Genomic DNA, 19447 nt, shown 5'->3' with positions numbered 1-19447 from the left:
TCACCGCGCGGCCCGCTTCTCCTCCACCAGGGTCACGACGCACTCGATGACCTGCTGGAGCGTGAGATCCGTGGTGTCCACCTCGACCGCGTCGGCGGCCTTGGCGAGCGGGGACGTCTTCCGGCCCGAGTCGGCCGCGTCCCGCTTGACCAGCGCTTCCTTGGTGGCGGCGACATCGGTCGCCTCCTTGCCCGTCAGCTCGCCGCTGCGGCGGGCCGCGCGGGCCTCGGGAGACGCGGTGAGGAAGATCTTGACGTCGGCGTCGGGGAGGACCGTCGTCCCGATGTCCCGGCCCTCGACGACGATGCCGAGCGGCGCGGCCGCGGCGATCTCGCGCTGGAGTCCGGTGATGAGGGCGCGCACCTCGGGGACGGCGCTGACCGCGCTCACCCGGGCGGTGACCTCCTGGGTACGGATCGGGCCCGCGGCGTCCACGCCGTCGACGGTGATGGTGGGCGCGGCCGGGTCGGTGCCGGAGGCCAGGACGGGCTTGGCGGCGGCGGTCGCGACGGCGGCGGCGTCCTCGACGTCGACTCCGTTGCTGATCATCCACCAGGTCATCGCGCGGTACTGCGCGCCGGTGTCCAGGTAGCTCAGCCCGAGCTGGGCGGCCACGGCCTTGGAGGTGCTCGACTTGCCCGTGCCCGAGGGCCCGTCGATGGCGACGATCACAGCGGCCTGGGCGGTCCGGGCGGGGGTAGCTTCCACGGGGGACGGACACCTTCCTGAGTCACGGGGTGGATGTGCGGGGACGCGCACACGCCCCCGCACAAGGTTACCGAGTCTTCAGGGCCCCGATCGCACCCGTCGTACGGGACCCCGTCCGGCCCCCGCACCGTCCCTCACCGGCGGGCTCTCCCTTGAGTCACCACAGGTCACCGCGGGTCACCGGGTGGTCACTGGCGGATGGACCAGCCGCGTTCGCGCAGGGCCGCGGCGAGGACGGGCGCCGCCGCCGGTTCGACCATGACCAGGACCAGGCCGGCCTGCTGCCCGGTGGCGTGCTCGATGCGTACGTCCTCGACGTTCACCCCGGCCGCGCCGGCGTCCGCGAAGATCCGGGCCAGCTCGCCCGGCCGGTCGCTGATCTGGACCGCCACGACCTCGTACGCCGTCGGGGCGGCGCCGTGCTTGCCGGGCACACGGTCCCGGCCCGCGTTGCCGCGCCGCAGGACGTCCTCGATACCGGCGGCGCCGCCGCGCCGCTTCGCCTCGTCGCCGGACTGGAGCGCGCGCAGCGCCTCGACCGTCTCGTCCAGGTCGGCGGCGACGGCGGCCAGCACCTCGGCGACCGGGCCCGCGTTGGCGGAGAGGATCTCGACCCACATCGCGGGGTCGGAGGCCGCGATCCTGGTGACATCGCGGATGCCCTGGCCGCAGAGGCGTACGGCGCTCTCGTCGGCCGCCTCCAGACGGGCGGCGACCATCGAGGAGATCAGGTGCGGGGTGTGCGAGACGAGCGCGACCGCCCGGTCGTGCGCGTCCGCGTCCATGACCACGGGCAGGGCGCCGCAGAGAGAGACCAGCTCCAGCGCGAGGTTGAGCACCTCGGTGTCGGTCTCCCGGGTGGGGGTCAGCACCCAGGGCCGCCCCTCGAAGAGGTCGGCGCTCCCGGCGAGCGGGCCCGAGCGCTCCTTGCCCGCCATGGGGTGCGTGCCGATGTACGCGGTGGTGTCCAGGCCGAGCGCCGCCAGTTCGCGCCGGGGGCCGTCCTTGACGCTGGCGACGTCCAGGTAACCGCGGGCGGCGCCGGAGCGCATCGCCTCGGCGAGCGTGACCGCGACGTGCCGGGGCGGTACGGCGATGATCGCCAGGTCGACGGGGCCCTCGGGCGCCGTGTCCGTACCGGCGCCGAGGGCGGCGGCGGTCCTGGCCCGGGACGGGTCGTGGTCGCTGAGGTGGACGGTGATCCCCCGGCCCGCCAGGGCCAGCGCGGCCGAGGTGCCGATCAGGCCGGTCCCGACGACGAGTGCGGTTCTCACTGGGCGATGTCCTTGCGCAGAGCGGCGGCGGCGCCGAGGTAGACGTGCGCCACCTCGGCCTTGGGCAGGTCCGACTCCATGTGGGCGAGGACGCGCACGACGCGCGGCAGGGCGCCGTCGATATCCAGTTCCTGGGCGCAGAGCAGCGGGACATCAGCCATACCGACGATGCCGAGGCCGCGCGCGGCGGCGGCCGGGAAGTCGCTGTGCAGATCGGGCGTCGCCGTGAACCAGATGCTGATGAGATCGTCGGCGGTGAGCCGGTTGCGCTCCATGATCGCGGTCAGGAGCTGCTTGACCTGCTCGTCCATATGCCCGGACTCGTCCCGCTCCAACTGGACGGCCCCGCGAACCGCTCGTACCGCCACAACGTTCTCCCCAGAGTGATCGAGTGCTCCGTCCAGGGTAACGACCCGCCGCGCGGCCCCGTACGCTCACGCGCATGGCCTCGCCCGCGCTCCGGTGGAGGACTTCCTGATCCGTACGCGCCGCGCCTCGGCCCGCGCGTAGGCGTCCCGCGTACGGATCAGCCCGCCAGCCGGGCGCGGACCACGAAGTCGTGGAGCGCCTCGTGTCCGGCGCCGACGGCCGCGCCGGGCAGGGCCGTGGCCGACCGCGCCTCGTCCAGCACCGTGCGCAGCGCCTCCACGTCCCGCTCCAGCCGGTCCCGTCCCGGGCCGGTGGCCGGGGCGTGTTCGGCCTCGGCCTTGGCGGCGATCAGCTCGGGCAGATAGCCCGGCGCCGCCACCTCCCGGAGGAGGGTGGGCAGATGCGCGAGTACCCCGCCGCCGCGCATCAGGTGCACGCCGGTGAGCAGCGCGCGGAAGGTGTAGAGCAGGGGCTTGAGTTCGCCGGTCCGCTCGAACAGCCGCCACTGGGTCCGGGCGAACCCGGCGTAGTGGTGGGCGTGGTGGCTGGTCAGTACGGCGGGGGCGAGCGCGATCAGCTCACGGTGCGCCTCGGAGGTACTGACCACCAGCGGGGAGAGGAGCTGTTCCAGCACATAGCCGTTGCGGCGCAGCATCAGCCGGACGAACTTGCGCAGGTCGTGCGTGACGAGGTCCATCTCCACGCCGTCCCGGTCGCCCATCCGCGACCGGGTCTCCTCGGGCTCCCTGAGCCCGATCAGCGCGGCGACCGGCAGCAGATGGACGCCTCTGAGGTCCACGTCCGAGTCGCGGGAGGGGAAGCCGTACAGATGCGCCCCGGAGACCGTCGCGAACAGCAGCGGGTCCGTCTCGGCGGCGAGGACCGGGCCGAGGTCGGTGGCCGGCAGCCCGGCGGCGCGCAGGCGCTCGGCGCGGCTCCGCTCCTCGGCGCGGTCCGGCCCCGCCGTGTGGTCCCGCTCGTCCGCGCTCATCTCTTCGGTACGCATGGATCACGAGTCCCAGAGGGCTCCCAGCGACATGAGGTCGCTGCGGTACTCGATCCGCTCGGCCCACTCCTTGGGCCAGGCGCCGGCGCCCAGGTACGCGCCGGCGAAGGCGCCCGCGAGAGCGGCGATGGAGTCCGAGTCGCCGCGTGTGCAGGCGGCCCGGCGCAGCGCGGTGACGGGGTCGGACGGGAAGAGCAGGAAGCAGAGCAGCCCGGTGGCCAGGGCCTCCTCGGCGATCCAGCCGTCGCCGGTGGCGAGGCAGGGGTCGGTCTCCGGGGAGGGGGAGCGCAGGGCCTGCTGGAGGCGTTCGAGGGCTTCCAGGCATTCGTCCCAGCCGCGGGCGATGAACTCCTCGGGGCCGGCGTCGTCGGCGTACGTCCACAGGTCGCCGAGCCAGCGCCGGCGGTAGTGCTCGCGGTTCTCGTACGCGTAACTGCGGAGCTGGCCCATCAGCGCCTCGGGTTCGCCGCCGTGCGAGAGCAGGTAGACGGTGCGTGCCGTGAGGTCGGAGGCGGCGAGGGCGGTGGGGTGGCCGTGGGTGAGCGCGGCCTGCAACTGGGCGGCGCCGGCCCGCTGTTCGTCGCTCAAGCCGGGGACGAGGCCGATCGGGGCGACGCGCATGTTGGCGCCGCAGCCCTTGGAGTGGATCTGGCTGGCGCGCTGCCAGGGCCGCTCGCTGTCGAGGAGCATGCAGGCCCTCATGCAGGTGGCGCCGGGGGCGCGGTTGTTGTCCGGGGAGTGGTACCAGTCCACGAACTCGTCGCGTACGGGCCGCTCCAGACGGATCGGGCCGAGGACGCCGCGGTCCATCGCGGTCCTGATGCCGCGGGCGAACGCGAGCGTCATCTGGGTGTCGTCGGTGACGACGGCGGGCTTCGGCAGGGACATCTCGCGCCAGGGGCCGCACTTGGCGAGGATCGAGGGAACGTCGTTGAACTCGGTGGGGAAACCGAGGGCGTCGCCGAGCGCCAGTCCGATGAGGGTGCCGGTCGCGGCCTGTTTGGTGAGGGTCCTCGCGATGATCATGCCGTCCGTCCTTCCGGTCGCAGCAGAGGTGGATGCAGCGTGGTGGCGGCGCCCGCGCGGTAGAGCGCGGCGGGTTTCCCGCGGCCACCCGTCCGGCGCGGCGGCCCCTCCAGCGCCTGGACGAACCCTGGCGTGGTGAGGACCTTGCGCCGGAAGTTGGGGCGGTCGAGTGCCACGCCCCAGACGGTCTCGTAGACCTGCCGCAGCTCGCCCAGGGTGAACTCGGGCGGGCAGAAGGCCGTGGCGAGACAGGTGTATTCGAGCTTGGCGCCGACGCGGTCGTAGGCGTCGGCGAGGATGTGGTCGTGGTCGAAGGCCAGGGAGCCGTGGTCCCCGAACTCGGTCCACCGGGCGCGGGCGGCGTCCCCGCCGCCGCGTGGCTCGGGCAGGTCCGGCACGAGCGCGGCGTACGCGACGGAGACGACCCGCATCCGGGGGTCGCGGTCCGGGGCGCTGTAGGTGCGGAGCTGTTCGAGGTGGAGCGCGCCCGCGGTCTCCTCCGACAGGCCGGTCTCCTCGGCGAGTTCGCGGCGGGCGGCCTGCCCGGCGGACTCCTTCGGCAGGACGAAGCCGCCGGGCAGCGCCCAGTCGCCCCGGTAGGGGGCCTCGCCGCGCTCGACGAGCAGGACGTGCAGCCGGCTCTCCCGGACGGTGAAGACGGCGAGGTCGACCGTGACGGCGAAGGGCTCGAAGGCGGACGGGTCGTACGGCGGCGCGTCGTACGGGGCCGGGGCCTCGGCCGTGGCTGCGTGCCGCTCGGGCGGGCTCATCGTGGCCCCGGCCGGGCCGACGGACCTGGTCCACCCCCGTGGGACCAGGTCCGCCGGCGGTCACCGGTGGGGGGCAGCACTGTACTCACGCCCGCCTCCTTAATGGTCATGTTGACTATAAAGCGGGACAGGCCGCCGCGACAAGAGAGAAGCCCGCGGCCGTGGGGGCCGCGGGCTTCTCTTCCGTACCACCGGTGTCAGAGGCACCGGTGGTCACAGGGGCCTTCACATCTCGGGGCCGCTCAGAGGCCGACTTCCTTCATCAGCATGCCGACCTCGGTGTTGGTGAGACGGCGCAGCCAGCCGGACTTCTGGTCGCCCAGCGGGATCGGTCCGAAGGACGTACGGACGAGACGGTCGACCGGGAATCCGGCCTCGGCGAGCATCCGGCGGACGATGTGCTTGCGGCCCTCGTGGAGGGTGACCTCGACCAGGTAGTTCTTGCCGGTGTTCTCGACGACCCGGAAGTGGTCGGCCTTCGCGTAGCCGTCCTCCAACTGGATGCCGTCCTTGAGCCGCTTGCCCAGGTCGCGCGGGAGCGGGCCCTGGATCGCGGCGAGGTAGATCTTCTTGACGCCGTACTTGGGGTGCGTCAGCCGGTGGGCCAGCTCGCCGTGGTTGGTGAGCAGGATGATGCCCTCGGTCTCCGTGTCGAGCCGGCCGACGTGGAAGAGCCGGGTCTCGCGGTTGGTGACGTAGTCGCCGAGGTTCTGCCGCCCGTCGGGGTCGCCCATGGTGGAGACGACACCGGCCGGCTTGTTCAGCGCGAAGAAGAGGTGCGACTGGGTGGCGACGGTCAGCCCGTCGACCTTGATCTCGTCGTGCTCCGGGTCGACGCGCATGCCCTGTTCGAGCACGATCTCGCCGTTGACCTCGACGCGTGCCTGCTCGATCAGCTCCTCGCAGGCCCGGCGCGAACCCATGCCCGCGCGGGCGAGGACCTTCTGGAGCCGCTCGCCCTCCTGCTCCGCGCCCGGGTTGGTCCTGGGCGTCGTGATGGAGGGTTTGCCGGCGTACCGGTCGCGGTTGCGCTGCTCGATCTTGGCATCCAGCTCACGGGGGCGGGACGGCGCGCCGCGCCGGGGGCCGCCCTTGCCGCCCCGTGCGGGGCCCTGCGCGGGCTTGGGGCCGCCCTTGGCGCCGCCCCTGGCCGCCGCGCCCCGGGCGCCACCGCCCTGGCGCGATCCGTCGCCCGAGCCGCCGGGACCACCGGAACGGCGGGCGCCGCCCGGGGCGCCGGACGCGCCGGAACCGCCGCTGGGACCCGAGCGGCCGACGTCGTAACGGCGCTCCTCGGGACGCGGGCGGGACGGCCGCTTCGGCTGGTCGCCCTGCCCGCCGGCACCCCGGTCGTCCCGGCGCTCCCGGTCGTCCCGGCCACCGCCGCTCCCGCCTCCGCCGTTCCGGTTGGAGCCGCCGCTGTTCCTGCCGTTGCTTCGCATCAAAAGTCCGTCTTGTCGTCTGCGTGGGTTTCCGGGGCGTCAGGCGCGTCCGGATCGAACGACGGGACGCCTTCCTGGCTCTCGGCCTCGATCGCGTCCGCCTCGGGGAGGAAGGGCGCGAGTTCCGGTAGCTCGTCCAGGCCGCGCAGGCCCATCCGCTCCAAAAAGTAGTTCGTCGTCCTGTACAGGATCGCACCTGTTTCGGGTTCCGCGCCCGCCTCCTCCACCAGCCCGCGCTGGAGGAGGGTGCGCATGACGCCGTCACAGTTCACTCCGCGTACGGCGGAGACCCGTGAACGGCTCACCGGCTGGCGGTACGCGACGACCGCCAGCGTCTCCAGCGCGGCCTGCGTCAGCCGGGCGTGCTGGCCGTCGAGCACGAAGCCCTCGACGGCCTCGGCGTACTCGGGCCGCGTGGCGAAGCGCCAGCCGCCGGCGACCATCCGCAGCTCGAAGCCGCGGCCCTGCACGGTGTACTCGTCGGCCAGCTCGCGCAGCGCGTCCGCGACGGCGCGCCGGGGCCGGTCGAGGACCTTGGCGAGATGTTCCTCGGTCGCGGGCTCGTCGACGACCATGAGGACCGCCTCCAGGGCGGGCTTGAGGTCCAGGTCCCGGACCGTGGTCCCCTGCTGCCGCTCGCTCACACCGTCTCCTCGCTCTCGTCTCCCCCGCCGGCGGCCTCTGTGCCGTCGCCGGGCGGCCGGTCGAACTCGTCCGTCACCGCGGGCTCCGTACCGCCGTCCCCGCCCGTCCAGCGGACCATGAGCGGCCCCAGCGCCTCGTCCTGGTCCAGGGCGACGGCGCGCTCCCGGTACAGCTCCAGGAGGGCCAGGAAGCGCGCCACGACGGTGAGCGTGGACCCGGCGTCCCCGGCCAGCTCCTGGAAGCTCATACCGCCGCGCTCGCGCAGCAGGGCGACGACGATCCCGGCCTGTTCCTGTACGGAGACCAGCGGCGCGTGGATGTGCTCCACGTACACCTGCGGCCGGGGCTTCGGCTGCGTCGCCTTCACGGCGAGCCGGGCGAATCCTTCGGCCCCGACACCGATGACCACCTCGGGCAGCAGCGCGGCGTGGTGCGGTTCCAGTCCGACGGTACGGGGGTGGCGCCGGGCCTCGGACTCCAGGCGCTCGCCGAAGATCTCCGCGACCCTCTTGTACGCGCGGTACTGGAGCAGCCGCGCGAAGAGCAGGTCGCGGGCTTCGAGGAGCGCGAGGTCCGCCTCGTCCTCGATCTCGGCGGCGGGCAGCAACCGGGCGGCCTTCAGGTCGAGCAGGGTCGCGGCGACCACCAGGAACTCGGTGGTCTGGTCGAGGTCGCCCTCGGGCCCCATGGCCCGCAGATGCGCCATGAACTCGTCGGTGACCTGGGAGAGCGCGACCTCGGTCACGTCCATCCGGTGCTTCGAGATGAGCTGGAGCAGCAGGTCGAAGGGCCCCTCGAAGTTGGCGAGCCGCACGGTGAACCGGCGCTCGTCCCCGGCGGCCCCGCCGTCCTCGCCCTGCCCGCGTGCCGTGGCCGCCGGAGCGGCCGTCGGCTCGGGCTCCAGCGCCTCGGGCCCGGCCCCGGCGGCCCCGGCCGGCTCCGGGTCGGACACGGCGGGCGGCGACACGGCGGGCGGCGACAGGCCGGGCGCCGACTCGCCGGGGCCACGGCCGAGCGGGCGGCGCGGCGGGCGGGCAGGGTCGGGCGGCGGGGGCATCGCGGTCCTGGGAGCGGCGGGGGCGGCGGGGCCGCGGGCGGTGGTGCGGCCCGCGCAGGCTACCGTCAGCGCCCGCGCAGCCGCCGTACGAGAATGCTCGCGTCGCCGCGCGATTCGAGGTCGGCCAGGACGACCGCGACCGCCTCGCGGACGATCCGCCCCCGGTCCACGGCGAGTCCGTGCTCACCGCGCAGCACCAGCCGGGCGTGTTCGAGGTCCATCAGTTCCTCGGCCGAGACATAGACCGTGATCTTCTCGTCGTGCCGTTCGCGCCCGCTGGGGCGGCGGTTGGCGCCACGCCGCTGCCGGCGCTGCTGCCCGCCCTGCTGTGCGTTCTGCGCCCCCTGCTCCGCCGTTCCCGGCCCCGTACCGCCGCCGGGGCCGGTCCCCGGGGATCCGCCCTCCTGCGGCCTGCTGCGGGCCTGCACGGCGGTCGCGGCCTGCTCGGCGTCGGCGGTGCGGCTGCGCGCCGACTGCGCCGGGGCGGGCTCCGCGTCCGGGGCGGAGTGCTCCTCCGGCGTCCCGGAGCCGGCCGGGCCCGCCCGGTCGCCGCCCGGATCGCTCTCCCCGGCCGGCGCGGGCACCCGCGGTTCGCCGTTCGCGCCCCGCCGCTGCGCCGCGGGGGACGACGACGTCAGCGCCATGCCCCCGGTCGTACGGAACAGCTCGTCGGCGCCGGGCAGACTCACTCGGCGTGACACCGGGCGAGCACCTCCCTGGCGAGCTGGCGATAGGCGGCGGCGCCGACGGAGTTCGAGGCGTACGTGGTGATGGGCTCTCCGGCGACGGTGGTCTCCGGGAAGCGCACGGTCCGCCCGATCACGGTGTGGTAGACGTGATCGTCGAACGCCTCCACGACACGGGCCAGGACCTCCCGGCTGTGCACCGTACGGGAGTCGTACATGGTGGCGAGGATGCCGTCGAGCTCCAGCTCCGGGTTGAGCCGCTCCTGGACCTTCTCGATGGTCTCGGTGAGCAGCGCGACCCCGCGCAGCGCGAAGAACTCGCACTCCAGCGGCACGATCACCTTGTGGGCGGCCGTCAGCGCGTTCACGGTCAGCAGACCGAGCGAGGGCTGGCAGTCGATCACGATGTAGTCGTAGTCGAGCAGCAGGGGCTTCAGGGCGCGCTGGAGCGTGGACTCGCGCGCGACCTCGCTGACGAGCTGCACCTCGGCGGCCGAGAGGTCGATGTTGCTCGGCAGCAGGTCCATGTTGGGCACGGCGGTCTTCAGCAGCACCTCGTCGGCCGCCATGCCCCGCTCCATGAGCAGGTTGTAGACGGTGAGGTCCAGCTCCATCGGGTTCACGCCGAGACCGACCGACAGGGCTCCCTGCGGGTCGAAGTCGACGAGCAGCACACGTCGGCCGTACTCCGCGAGGGCGGCACCCAGGTTGATGGTCGACGTGGTCTTGCCGACGCCGCCCTTCTGGTTGCACATCGCGATGATCTTCGCGGGGCCGTGGTCGGTGAGCGGGCCGGGGATCGGGAAGTACGGCAGCGGACGCCCGGTCGGGCCGATGCGCTCGCGGCGCTGGCGGGCAGCGTCGGGGGCGAGGGTGGCCGCGTACTCGGGGTCCGGCTCGTATTCGGCGTCAGGGTCGTAGAAGTGCCCCTCGGGCGCTTCGTCGAAGTCGGCGAACGAAGTGGACTCTCGGCCACCCTCGTTGCCGGCCATGGCGTTCACGTGTTGGCCGTCCATCATCTGGTGGGCTGTCGTCATGTGCTGGTGGGTGGCGAAGGTGCGGACAGCTACGGAGCCGACAGCCTCGAACCCGGACGACGGGCTCTGGCCCCTCACCGGCATTCCTGGTTGACCACCCCCGGGAGTAAATGTCGACTCATTCACAAGTCGTCTTACCTCCTTGGACGGGACCAGGAAACTTATCGATAGGTCAGCGTGGCACCATGCCGACGGTTGGCGACTCTATGGCGTGTCACCACTCCGCAGCAACACAATCCGCCGGACCGGACCCGATGTGTCGGCAACCGAACACCCCTCTGTCAAGGGCGCACAGCCCTCTCACCAAGGCAGGGCGGCGAGGTTTCGCCGTCATACGAAACGGTTGAAATTGTTACGTTCGAGGCGAGTTGACGGGCGACCGCACACCCTTCGTCCGACGCCGCGGCCGGACCTCGCCGCACGAGGTCCGGCCGCGGGCGCGATGTTGACGAAGCGGGTTGACGCGTCAGGCGAGAAGTGTGCCGAGTTCGGCGTGAACCAGACCGTGGGCCTCGGCCACCTCGCGGTAAACCACCTGACCGTCATGGGTGTTGAGCCCCTTGGCGAGCACCGGGTCCCGGCGCAGCGCGCCGGCCCAGCCGTGGTTCGCCAGTTCCACGATGTACGGCAGCGTGGCGTTGGTCAGGGCGTACGTGGAGGTGTGCGGCACGGCGCCCGGCATGTTGGCCACGCAGTAGAAGACCGAGTCGTGCACCTGGAAGGTCGGTTCGGCGTGTGTCGTGGGGCGTGAGTCCTCGAAGCAGCCGCCCTGATCAATCGCAATGTCGACAAGTACACTTCCGGGCTTCATCCGGGCGACGAGCGCGTTGGTGACGAGCTTCGGTGCCTTCGCGCCCGGGATGAGTACGGCCCCGATCACGAGGTCCGCCTCGGTGACCGCCTTCTCCAGTTCGAACGTGTTGGAGACGATGGTCTGGACCTTGGTGCCGAAGATCCGGTCGGCCTCGCGCAGCTTGTCGATGTCCCGGTCGAGCAGGGTCACGTGGAAGCCCATGCCGACGGCGATCTGGGTGGCGTTCCAGCCGGAGACCCCGCCGCCGATGACCACGGCGCGGCCCGCCGCCGTACCGGGCACACCGCCCGGCAGCACGCCGCGCCCGCCGGCCGAGCGCATCAGGTGGTACGCGCCGACCTGCGGCGCCAGCCGTCCGGCGACCTCCGACATGGGGGCGAGGAGCGGCAGCGCGCGCCGCGCGGTCTCGACGGTCTCGTACGCGATGGCGGTGGTGCCCGACTCCAGCAGTGCGTCGGTGCAGGCGCGGGACGCGGCCAGGTGCAGGTAGGTGAAGAGCGTCTGGTCCTTGCGGAGCCGGTGGTACTCCTCGGCGACCGGCTCCTTGACCTTCAGCAGCAGGTCGGCGACGGCCCAGACCTCGTCGGCGGTGGGCAGGATCCGCGCGCCGGCCGCGAGGTACTCGCCGTCGGCGATCGAGGAGCCGATGCCGGCGCCCCGCTCGATGAGGACCTGATGCCCGTGGCCCACCAGCTCGTGCACTCCGGCGGGGGTGATGGCCACCCGGAACTCGTTGTTCTTGACCTCACGGGGGATTCCGACCAACACGGCAGATCACGGTCCTTGGCTCGGGGGATTCCGTGGAGATTCCCGGCGCAATCCCATACATACCCGGGCACGCGTGGCACACGGGAAGGCACCGCTGACGTATGCGGCAAAGCCAGTCTAATGAAGGATTTCCTGCTGTCTAGCCTTACAAAGCATCAGTCCTCGACGGAAGCGCTGCGGATTTCGTAGGCGTTTCCCTCCGTTTCCAGGAGAAGACGATCGGCGGTGGCGCGGTGCAGCCGGGCGGCCGCCGGATCTCCGAGCCGGTCCAGGGTGTCCGCGACCCGGAGCTGGAGCGCCGCCTGGAGCCGCAGATCCCCCGCGAGCCGGGCCCACTCGACCGCCTCCTGGCAGGTACGGAGCGACTCCTGCGGCCGGCCCGCGTACTCCTGGACCCGGGCCGCCTCGCTGAGCGCCCGCGCCTGCCCGGGCAGATCGCCCAGCCTGCGGTGGATCGCGGTGGCGGCGCGCCAGTTGCGCAGCGCCTCGCCGTAGCGGCCCGCGTACGTGTGGACGGTGCCGAGTCGGCCGTAGAGCCGCGCCTCGTCGGCGCGCTCGCCCCGGCTCAGCCGCTGGGAGAGGGCCCGTCCGTACCAGTCGGCGGCCCGCTGCCAGTCCCGCAGGTCCTGGTGGGCGCCGCCCAGGGATTCCATGGCGCGGCCGGTCGCGTACAGATCGTTCGCGGCCCGACCGGCGTCCAGCGCGGCACGGTAGCGGGCCAGCGCGTCATGCGTACGGCCGGTCCTGGCGTCCAGATCGCCGATGTTCAGCAGGGCCGCGGCCTGCTCGCGGTACAGGTCGTGCCGCTCCGCGATGTCGAGGACGAGCTGGTGGAGCCCGTACAGCTCGGGCGCCGCGGCCTCCGTGCCCCGGTGTGCGGCCAGCGCGCGGACCAGCGCGGCGACCAGCCGGCGGGCCAGCGTGTCCAGCTCGCCGTCCGCGACCGCGAGGCGCGCGGACGCCAGCAGGGCGGGCTGCCGGGAGTACAGCCACTCGGCCGCGGCGGCGGCGTTGGGGAAGCGCAGCGCGCTCGGCAGCCCGGCGAGCCGCTTGCGGGCCGGGGACCCCTCGGGTTCGGTGACGGCGCGGCAGGACTGGAGCAGCCGTACGGTCCGCTCCAGCATCCGCGCGCGGGCGAGCTGCACCTCGGCGGGACGGTCCTCCGCTAGCAGGGGGCGCAGCAGCGGGACGAGACAGCCCGGGACGACGTACTGGTCGACGGCCGCCCGCCCGGGGGCGGGCCGGTACGGCGGTACGGCCTGCCGTGCGGTCCGGTCGTCGGCGGTGCGCAGCAGCCCCCGCTCGGCGAAGTCGTCCAGCAGGACGGCGGCGTCCGCCATGGAGCAGCCGGCCAGCGCCGAGGCGGTGTGCGCGTCGGCGATCCCGGCGGGCGCGAGGGCGAGCAGCCGCAGCATCCGGGCGGCGGTCCCCGGCAGGCTCTCGTACACGAGCCGGAAGGCGCGGGCGAGCGGACGGGCGCCGACCGGGCGCTCGGGGTCGTGCGGCAGGGCGCGCAGCCGCTTGGCGACATCGGCGACCGACGCCATGGGACGCGCGGCGAGCCAGCCGCCGGCCAGCACCAGCGCGGCGGGCTGACCGCCGCACTCCTCGGTCAGCGACTCGGCGGCCTGCGGGTCCACGGTGATCCGTACGGCTCCGGTGAACCGCGTGAGCAGTTCGATGGCGGCCTTGGTGTCCATCCCGCCGAGGGTGCAGGGCCGGACGTCGGGGATCCCGGTGAGCGGCCCCTGCGAGACGGCGACGACCAGGCAGTCCGGGTTGTCCGGTACGAGCGGGTCGACCTGCCCGGCGTCGGCGGCGTCGTCGAGGAGCAGCAGCACCCGGCGGGCGCCCAGCGCCTCACGCACCATCCCGGACAGCTCGTCCTCCCCCGCGCCGGGCGGTGTGGCGACGCCGAACGCGCCGAGGATCTCGCGGGCGGTCCGCTCGGTGGGCACGGGTTCGCCGTCGGATCCGGTGAGCCGGGTCCGTACGATCCCGTCGGGATACCCGTCCCGCAACTGCCGGGCCAGCTCCCGCGCGAGCGAGGTCCGCCCGGATCCGGGCCGTCCGGCGATCAGCAGCACCCGCGCGCGGGGCTCCTTCCGCCCGGAGATCGTGTTGAGCCCGGCACGCTCGATGTCCCCGTGCAGCGCCTTGAGTTCCCGCAACCGCCCGAAGAACTCCCCTTCAGGCGCGACGGGTTGCTCTTCCCGGGATGCTTCGGCACTGCGGACGGAGGGGAGTTCGGGGGTGGGGGCGGCGACGGTTCCGGACGCGGGCGCCGGCTCGGGCTCGGGTGCCGACTCCGGCTCGGGCTCGGGTACGACCAGGGGCTCGGGCTCCGCCACGGGCTCTGGCTCGGCCACGGCTTCCGCTTCGGCTTCCGTCTCGGCCGGGGGCTCAGGTGCGCGCTCGGTCGCCGGCTCGGGCGCGGCCACGATGTCCGCCTCCGCCTCCACCTCCGCCGCGGGCGCGGGCACCGACGCGGGCTCGGGCGCGCTCGTGTCCGTCGCGGCCGGTTCCGGTTCCGCTTCCGGTTCCGCGGGGGCGGCGGGCGGTTCGGGGCGGGTCCTGCGTGGGGCCGCGGCCTTCCGCCGGGTGCGGGCGGGCCGGGGGGCCGGGCGTGGCTCGGGGTCGCCACTCTCCGTACCGCTCACGGCATCGGTCACATCCTCGGGACCCTCCGGGACGGTCACCCGGGCCGTACCTTTCTTCTTCGCGGCCGAGGTGGCCCGGCCGCGGCGCTTGGCCGACGGTGCGTCGGATTCGGGGGGCCCGGCGGCGGCCGCCCCCGGCTCCGGGGGCTTCTTGGCTCGCGCACGGCCGGGGCCACTCACGTCCACCGCCTGATCCGTCACGGGCCACGCTCCGTCCGCCTGCGCACGATCCGAGCCCGGCGGGTCTCCGCACGGACGGTTCGAGCGTAGTTCACTCTCTGCGACGGAACAGGGGGAGCGCGGCCGGTGCATCCCCCGATCGGATCAGCTTTTCTTCGGATCAGAGGATGAATCGGGCTTGAGTATCAGGCTTGAATAACAGCTTGAGCGTCAGGCTTCAGGGATCAGGCCTCGAACGGCCGCGCCGGCCAGGGCGCCTCCGCCGGCCGCAGCGCCTCCAGGCCGTCCCCCGCCAGCGCGGCGGTGAGCGCGAGGACGCCCACGGCGAGGCAGTTGTTGTGCAGTTCGCCGGCGAGCACGCCCCGTACCAGCTCGGCCAGGTCCACCCGGGCCAGCTCCATGTCCGCCTCCTCCTCGGAGACCTGAAAGCGCTCGCCCTCCGCCTCGGACAGCTCCCGGGCGAGGAAGATCCGTACCGCCTCGTCGCAGCCGCCCGGCGTCGTGTAGACGTCCGTCAGCACCCGCCAGTCCTCGGCCTTGACGTGCGCTTCCTCGTACAGCTCGCGCTGGGCCGCGTGCAGCGGGTTCTCCCCCGGTACGTCGAGCAGTCCGGCCGGGATCTCCCAGAGCTTCTGGCGTACGGGGTGGCGGTACTGGCGCAGCACCAGGACGCGGCCCGTGCCGTCCAGGGCGAGGATCGCGACGGATCCGGGGTGGACCTGGTAGTCGCGCTTCACGACCGTGCCGTCGGGCATGACCACATCATCCGTGCGGACACTGGTCTTGTTGCCGCGGAAGGGCGTCGTGGTCGCGGTGACCCGCCATTCCTCAGGGGTGTCCTTGACGGTCATGGCAGCGTCCTCCCACGGTGGTACACAAGCGGAAACCGAGGCACAGGCCCTGAACTCGGGCCCGTACCCCGGCTCCCACCGTATCGCCTGTGACGTGCCCTACGACCGCGCGGCCACCGGCTCGCCCGCCTCCTGGCGCAGCCCTTCACGACGCTCGACCGCGGCCTTCACGAGCCCGGCGAACAGCGGGTGCGGACGCGTCGGCCGGGACCGCAGCTCCGGGTGGGCCTGGGTGGCGACCAGGTAGGGGTGCGTGGCGCGCGGGTACTCGACGTACTCGACGAGCTTGTTGTCGGGGGACGTGCCGGAGAAGACCAGACCGGCCTTCTTCTCCAGCTCCGCGCGGTAGGAGTTGTTCACCTCGTAGCGGTGGCGGTGGCGCTCCTCCACGTACGGCTGGTCCTCGTACACCTCGCGGACGATCGAGCCCTCGGCGAGCTTCGCCGGGTAGAGACCGAGCCGCATCGTGCCGCCCAGGTCCCCCGCGCCCTCCACGTACGCGAGCTGCTCCTCCATCGTGGAGATCACCGGGTGCGCGGTGCCGGAGTCGAACTCCGTCGAGTTGGCCTCGGGGATCCCCGCGAGGTTGCGCGCCGCGTCGATGACGATGCACTGGAGGCCGAGGCAGATGCCGAGCAGCGGCACCTTGTGCTCGCGGGCGTACTGGATCGCGCCGACCTTGCCGGTCACGCCGCGCTCGCCGAAGCCGCCGGGGATCAGGATGCCGTCGACGTCACCGAGCTGCTTCGCGGCGCCGGCCGGGGTCTTGCAGTCGTCCGACGTGACCCACTTCACGGTGACGCGCGCCCGGTTGGCGAAGCCGCCCGCGCGGATGGCCTCCGTCACGGAGAGGTACGCGTCCGGCAGGTCGATGTACTTGCCGACCAACGCGATGGTGACCTCGTGGTCGGGGTTGTGGACACGGTCCAGCAGGTCGTCCCAGATCGTCCAGTCCACGTCGCGGAAGGGCAGGTCCAGCTTGCGTACGACATAGGCGTCCAGGCCCTCGGTGTGCAGCACCTTGGGGATGTCGTAGATCGACTTGGCGTCGACGCAGGCCACCACGGCCGCCTCGTCCACGTCGCACATCAGCGAGATCTTGCGCTTGATGGAGAGCGGCACCTCGCGGTCGGCGCGCAGCACGATCGCGTCCGGCTGGATACCGATGTTCCGCAGAGCGGCGACCGAGTGCTGGGTCGGCTTGGTCTTCAGCTCGCCGGACGGGCCGATGTACGGCAGCAGCGAGATGTGCACGACGAAGACGTTGTCGCGGCCCACCTCGTGGCGGACCTGGCGGACGGTCTCCAGGAACGGCAGCGACTCGATGTCGCCGACCGTGCCGCCGACCTCCGTGATGACGACGTCGACCTCGCCGGCCGCCATCCGCCGGATGCGGTGCTTGATCTCGTTGGTGATGTGCGGGATGACCTGGACGGTGTCGCCCAGGTACTCGCCGCGCCGCTCCTTGGCGATGACCTGCGAGTAGACCTGGCCGGTGGTGACGTTGGCCGAGCCGTCGAGGTCCACGTCGAGGAAGCGCTCGTAGTGGCCGATGTCCAGGTCGGTCTCGGCGCCGTCGTTCGTGACGAACACCTCACCGTGCTGGAAGGGGTTCATCGTCCCGGGGTCGACGTTCAGGTACGGGTCGAGCTTCTGCATCGTGACCCGCAGACCGCGCGCTTTCAGCAGCGCGCCCAGGCTGGAGGCGGTCAGGCCCTTGCCGAGGGAGGAAGCGACACCCCCGGTGACGAAGATGTGCTTGGTCGTCGAGGATGTCGAGGATCGTGTCGGCATGGCCAAGAGGGGGCTCCCGTGGTCGCGGTTCGAGGTGCGTGCCGGTGTCCCAGACCGAGAGGCGAAGGGACTGCCGTCGCTGCGGTTTCGGGGTCTCTGTGCTGTGCAGGGAGTCCACCGGTCCACGGGCTACCAGGGTAACAGCGACGACAGGAGGTCGCTTCCGGCCACGCGCCGCATCGCGCCGCCTCCCCTCTCCCCCTCGTCACACTTTTTCCCCCTCGTCCCGTCGGGCCCCACTCGTTCGGCGGACCGCTCTTCTTCCGATCTTCTTCCGAGCGTGACGCGGAACCCCGACGTGCGTCGTATCCTGCTCGGACATTCGCTGCCGAGTGCGGCCGGCAAACGGCACCACCCCCGCCCGATTTCCCGGAAAACCAGCTCGTCAACGACCCTTGACCGCAGTAAGCGCCCCGCGGGGCGGACGTGGCCGTTCGACTGGAGATGCACGTGGCCGGGCGCATCGAGGATTACGCACTCATCGGAGACATGCAGACCGCTGCCCTGGTCTGCCAGGACGGCACAGTCGACTGGCTGTGCCTGCCCCGCTTCGATTCGCATGCCGTGTTCGCGGCTCTGCTGGGAACCGATGAGCACGGTTTCTGGCGACTGGGGCCCGCGCATCCCGCGGGCTCCGTGCCGCCACGGGCCACACGGCGCCGCTACCGCGGAGACTCCCTGATCCTGGAGTCCGAGTGGGACACGCCGCGCGGCACCGTGCGGGTGACCGATTTCATGCCGCCGCGTGACGGCGCACCGCAGCTCATCCGGATCGTCGAGGGCGTCAGCGGCCGGGTGCCGATGCGCTCCGCGCTGCGGATGCGGTTCAGCTACGGGCGCGTCGTGCCATGGGTCCACAAGGTGGACAACCGTACGGTCGCCGTCGCCGGACCCGACTCGGTCTGGCTGGACACCGAGGCGGAGACGCACGGCAAGGACCTGACGACGTACTCCGACTTCACCGTGGCACCCGGTGACCGGATCGCGTTCACGATCAGTTGGCAGCCCTCGCACCGCCCGCAGCCCGCGCTGCCCGACCCGGAGGGCTCCCTGGAGGCGACCTCCGAGTTCTGGCGCGAGTGGGTCGAGCACTGCACGTACCACGGCCCCTACCGGGAGGCCGTGATCCGTTCGCTGATCACGCTCAAGGCCCTGACGTACGCGCCGACCGGCGGCATCGTGGCCGCGCCGACGACCTCGCTCCCCGAGGAGATCGGCGGCAGCCGCAACTGGGACTACCGGTACACGTGGCTGCGCGACGCCGCGATCACGCTCTCGTCGCTGCTGCGCACCGGCTACCGCGAGGAGGCCCGCGCCTGGCGCGAGTGGCTGCTGCGCGCCGTGGCCGGCGACCCGGAGAACCTCCAGATCATGTACGGCATCGCGGGCGAGCGTGAGCTGGGCGAGGCCGAGCTGGACTGGCTGCCGGGCTACGAGCGTTCCGGCCCGGTCCGGGTCGGCAACGGGGCCGCGCACCAGCTCCAGCTCGACGTGTACGGCGAGGTCACCGAGGCGCTGCACCTCGCCCATATGACGGGGCTGGCGCGCAACGACTACGCCTCCGTCCTCCAGCTCAAGCTGATCCGCTACCTGGAGAAGCACTGGGACCAGCCCGACGAGGGCATCTGGGAGGTGCGCGGGCCGCGCCGGCACTTCGTCCACTCGAAGGTGATGGCGTGGGTCGCCGTCGACCGGACGATCAAGCTGATCGAGTCGGGCGACGCGGACGGGCCGCTGGAGCGCTGGCGCGAGCTGCGCGACGAGATCCACCACGATGTCTGCGAGAAGGGGTACGACAAGGAACGGAACACCTTCACGCAGTCGTACGGCTCCCAGGAGCTGGACGCGTCGCTGCTGCTCATCCCGCAGATGGGCTTCCTGCCTCCGGACGACAAGCGGGTCATCGGCACGATCGAGGCGATCCAGCGCGAGCTGTCCACGGAGGACGGTTTCGTCCTGCGCTACCCGACGTCCGGCGAGGACGCGGGGGTCGACGGTCTGGAGGGCGACGAGGGCGCGTTCCTGGCCTGTTCGTTCTGGCTGGCCGACGACCTGGCGATGATCGGGCGGGTCGACGAGGCGCGCAAGCTCTTCGAGAAGCTGCTGTCGCTGCGCAACGATCTCGGGCTGCTGGCCGAGGAGTGGGACTCCCGGCTCCAGCGCCAGGTGGGCAACTTCCCGCAGGCGTTCAGCCATGTGCCGCTGATCGACACGGCGCTGCGGCTGACGGCGTCGGGCGCCTACGGCGGCTGACAGCCGGGCGGAAGGCCACCGGCGGGGCCCGGACGGAGCGGTGCACACCGCTCCGTCCGGGCCCTTCCCGCCGTACGGGCCCCGCTCGGGGCTCCGGGCCCGTCCAG

The 19447-nt window shown here is 72.5% G+C and carries 16 protein-coding genes; 1 reads left to right on the top strand and 15 read right to left on the bottom strand.

Annotated features, from left to right (window positions below; translation table 11 throughout):
• The 15 genes from cmk to ACIQ7D_RS34950 form a co-directional block, all read right to left on the bottom strand.
• On the bottom strand, positions 1-708 hold the full coding sequence (gene cmk / locus ACIQ7D_RS35020) for a (d)CMP kinase (RefSeq protein ID WP_403944862.1): 708 nt from the start codon (positions 706-708) through the stop codon (positions 1-3).
• A 188-nt stretch (positions 709-896) separates the two neighbouring features.
• Positions 897-1982: a prephenate dehydrogenase gene (locus ACIQ7D_RS35015; protein WP_403944859.1), complete on the bottom strand. Its 1086-nt coding sequence runs from the start codon at positions 1980-1982 to the stop codon at positions 897-899.
• Positions 1979-2350, bottom strand: a complete 372-nt coding sequence (gene aroH / locus ACIQ7D_RS35010) for a chorismate mutase (RefSeq protein ID WP_403944856.1) — start codon at positions 2348-2350, stop codon at positions 1979-1981. The genes ACIQ7D_RS35015 and aroH overlap by 4 nt, the downstream gene beginning before the upstream one ends.
• Before the next feature lie 158 nt (positions 2351-2508).
• Positions 2509-3357 (bottom strand): DNA polymerase beta superfamily protein, encoded by an 849-nt coding sequence (locus ACIQ7D_RS35005; protein ID WP_403944854.1) that lies wholly within the window; start codon positions 3355-3357, stop codon positions 2509-2511.
• A gap of 3 nt (positions 3358-3360) precedes the next feature.
• The gene (locus tag ACIQ7D_RS35000) at positions 3361-4383 is read right to left on the bottom strand and encodes an ADP-ribosylglycohydrolase family protein (protein ID WP_403944853.1); all 1023 of its coding nucleotides are present in this window, start codon (positions 4381-4383) and stop codon (positions 3361-3363) included.
• Entirely contained in the window at positions 4380-5153 is a 774-nt protein-coding gene (locus tag ACIQ7D_RS34995) for an NUDIX hydrolase (RefSeq protein ID WP_403944851.1), read from the bottom strand. The genes ACIQ7D_RS35000 and ACIQ7D_RS34995 overlap by 4 nt, the downstream gene beginning before the upstream one ends.
• A 242-nt stretch (positions 5154-5395) precedes the next feature.
• Positions 5396-6595, bottom strand: coding sequence for a pseudouridine synthase (locus tag ACIQ7D_RS34990; RefSeq protein WP_403944849.1), 1200 nt, complete (start codon positions 6593-6595; stop codon positions 5396-5398).
• A complete protein-coding gene (scpB, locus tag ACIQ7D_RS34985) occupies positions 6595-7239 on the bottom strand; it encodes an SMC-Scp complex subunit ScpB (protein WP_403944848.1) in 645 nt (214 codons plus the stop codon). Before scpB ends, ACIQ7D_RS34990 begins: the two co-directional genes overlap by 1 nt.
• Positions 7236-8297 (bottom strand): segregation and condensation protein A, encoded by a 1062-nt coding sequence (locus tag ACIQ7D_RS34980; RefSeq protein WP_403944846.1) that lies wholly within the window; start codon positions 8295-8297, stop codon positions 7236-7238. Before ACIQ7D_RS34980 ends, scpB begins: the two co-directional genes overlap by 4 nt.
• A 65-nt stretch (positions 8298-8362) precedes the next feature.
• On the bottom strand, positions 8363-8998 hold the full coding sequence (locus ACIQ7D_RS34975; protein ID WP_403944844.1) for a hypothetical protein: 636 nt from the start codon (positions 8996-8998) through the stop codon (positions 8363-8365).
• A complete protein-coding gene (locus ACIQ7D_RS34970; protein ID WP_329824638.1) occupies positions 8983-10104 on the bottom strand; it encodes a ParA family protein in 1122 nt (373 codons plus the stop codon). Before ACIQ7D_RS34970 ends, ACIQ7D_RS34975 begins: the two co-directional genes overlap by 16 nt.
• A gap of 382 nt (positions 10105-10486) precedes the next feature.
• Entirely contained in the window at positions 10487-11602 is a 1116-nt protein-coding gene (gene ald / locus ACIQ7D_RS34965; RefSeq protein ID WP_403944843.1) for an alanine dehydrogenase, read from the bottom strand.
• 155 nt (positions 11603-11757) lie between these two features.
• The gene (locus tag ACIQ7D_RS34960; RefSeq protein WP_403944896.1) at positions 11758-13773 is read right to left on the bottom strand and encodes a tetratricopeptide repeat protein; all 2016 of its coding nucleotides are present in this window, start codon (positions 13771-13773) and stop codon (positions 11758-11760) included.
• An 893-nt stretch (positions 13774-14666) separates the two neighbouring features.
• Entirely contained in the window at positions 14667-15293 is a 627-nt protein-coding gene (locus ACIQ7D_RS34955) for an NUDIX domain-containing protein (RefSeq protein WP_403944840.1), read from the bottom strand.
• 99 nt (positions 15294-15392) lie between these two features.
• The gene (locus ACIQ7D_RS34950; protein WP_385006251.1) at positions 15393-17087 is read right to left on the bottom strand and encodes a CTP synthase; all 1695 of its coding nucleotides are present in this window, start codon (positions 17085-17087) and stop codon (positions 15393-15395) included.
• 444 nt (positions 17088-17531) lie between these two features.
• Here ACIQ7D_RS34950 and ACIQ7D_RS34945 point away from each other — a divergent pair, with 444 nt between their 5' ends.
• Positions 17532-19340 carry a glycoside hydrolase family 15 protein gene (locus ACIQ7D_RS34945; RefSeq protein WP_403944894.1) on the top strand — a complete coding sequence of 603 codons (1809 nt, stop codon included), beginning with the start codon at positions 17532-17534 and terminating at the stop codon, positions 19338-19340.
• Positions 19341-19447 lie beyond the last annotated feature (107 nt).

The sequence above is a fragment of the Streptomyces sp. NPDC096310 genome, from assembly GCF_044763125.1.
GTDB lineage: Bacteria > Actinomycetota > Actinomycetes > Streptomycetales > Streptomycetaceae > Streptomyces.
The sequence above is the reverse complement of the archived record's forward strand: the minus strand, read 5'-3'. Positions and strand labels throughout refer to the sequence as shown.

What these genes read in the sequence shown, in the direction of transcription:
- ACIQ7D_RS34950 (WP_385006251.1), bottom strand. Translation starts at nt 17,087, where the DNA reads ATGCCGACACGATCCTCGACATCCTCGACGACCAAGCACATCTTCGTC.
- ACIQ7D_RS34980 (WP_403944846.1), bottom strand. Translation starts at nt 8,297, where the DNA reads ATGCCCCCGCCGCCCGACCCTGCCCGCCCGCCGCGCCGCCCGCTCGGC.
- ACIQ7D_RS34955 (WP_403944840.1), bottom strand. Translation starts at nt 15,293, where the DNA reads ATGACCGTCAAGGACACCCCTGAGGAATGGCGGGTCACCGCGACCACG.
- ACIQ7D_RS34995 (WP_403944851.1), bottom strand. Translation starts at nt 5,153, where the DNA reads ATGAGCCCGCCCGAGCGGCACGCAGCCACGGCCGAGGCCCCGGCCCCG.
- ACIQ7D_RS34970 (WP_329824638.1), bottom strand. Translation starts at nt 10,104, where the DNA reads ATGCCGGTGAGGGGCCAGAGCCCGTCGTCCGGGTTCGAGGCTGTCGGC.
- ACIQ7D_RS34990 (WP_403944849.1), bottom strand. Translation starts at nt 6,595, where the DNA reads ATGCGAAGCAACGGCAGGAACAGCGGCGGCTCCAACCGGAACGGCGGA.
- ACIQ7D_RS35005 (WP_403944854.1), bottom strand. Translation starts at nt 3,357, where the DNA reads ATGCGTACCGAAGAGATGAGCGCGGACGAGCGGGACCACACGGCGGGG.
- ACIQ7D_RS35000 (WP_403944853.1), bottom strand. Translation starts at nt 4,383, where the DNA reads ATGATCATCGCGAGGACCCTCACCAAACAGGCCGCGACCGGCACCCTC.
- ACIQ7D_RS34945 (WP_403944894.1), top strand. Translation starts at nt 17,532, where the DNA reads ATGCACGTGGCCGGGCGCATCGAGGATTACGCACTCATCGGAGACATG.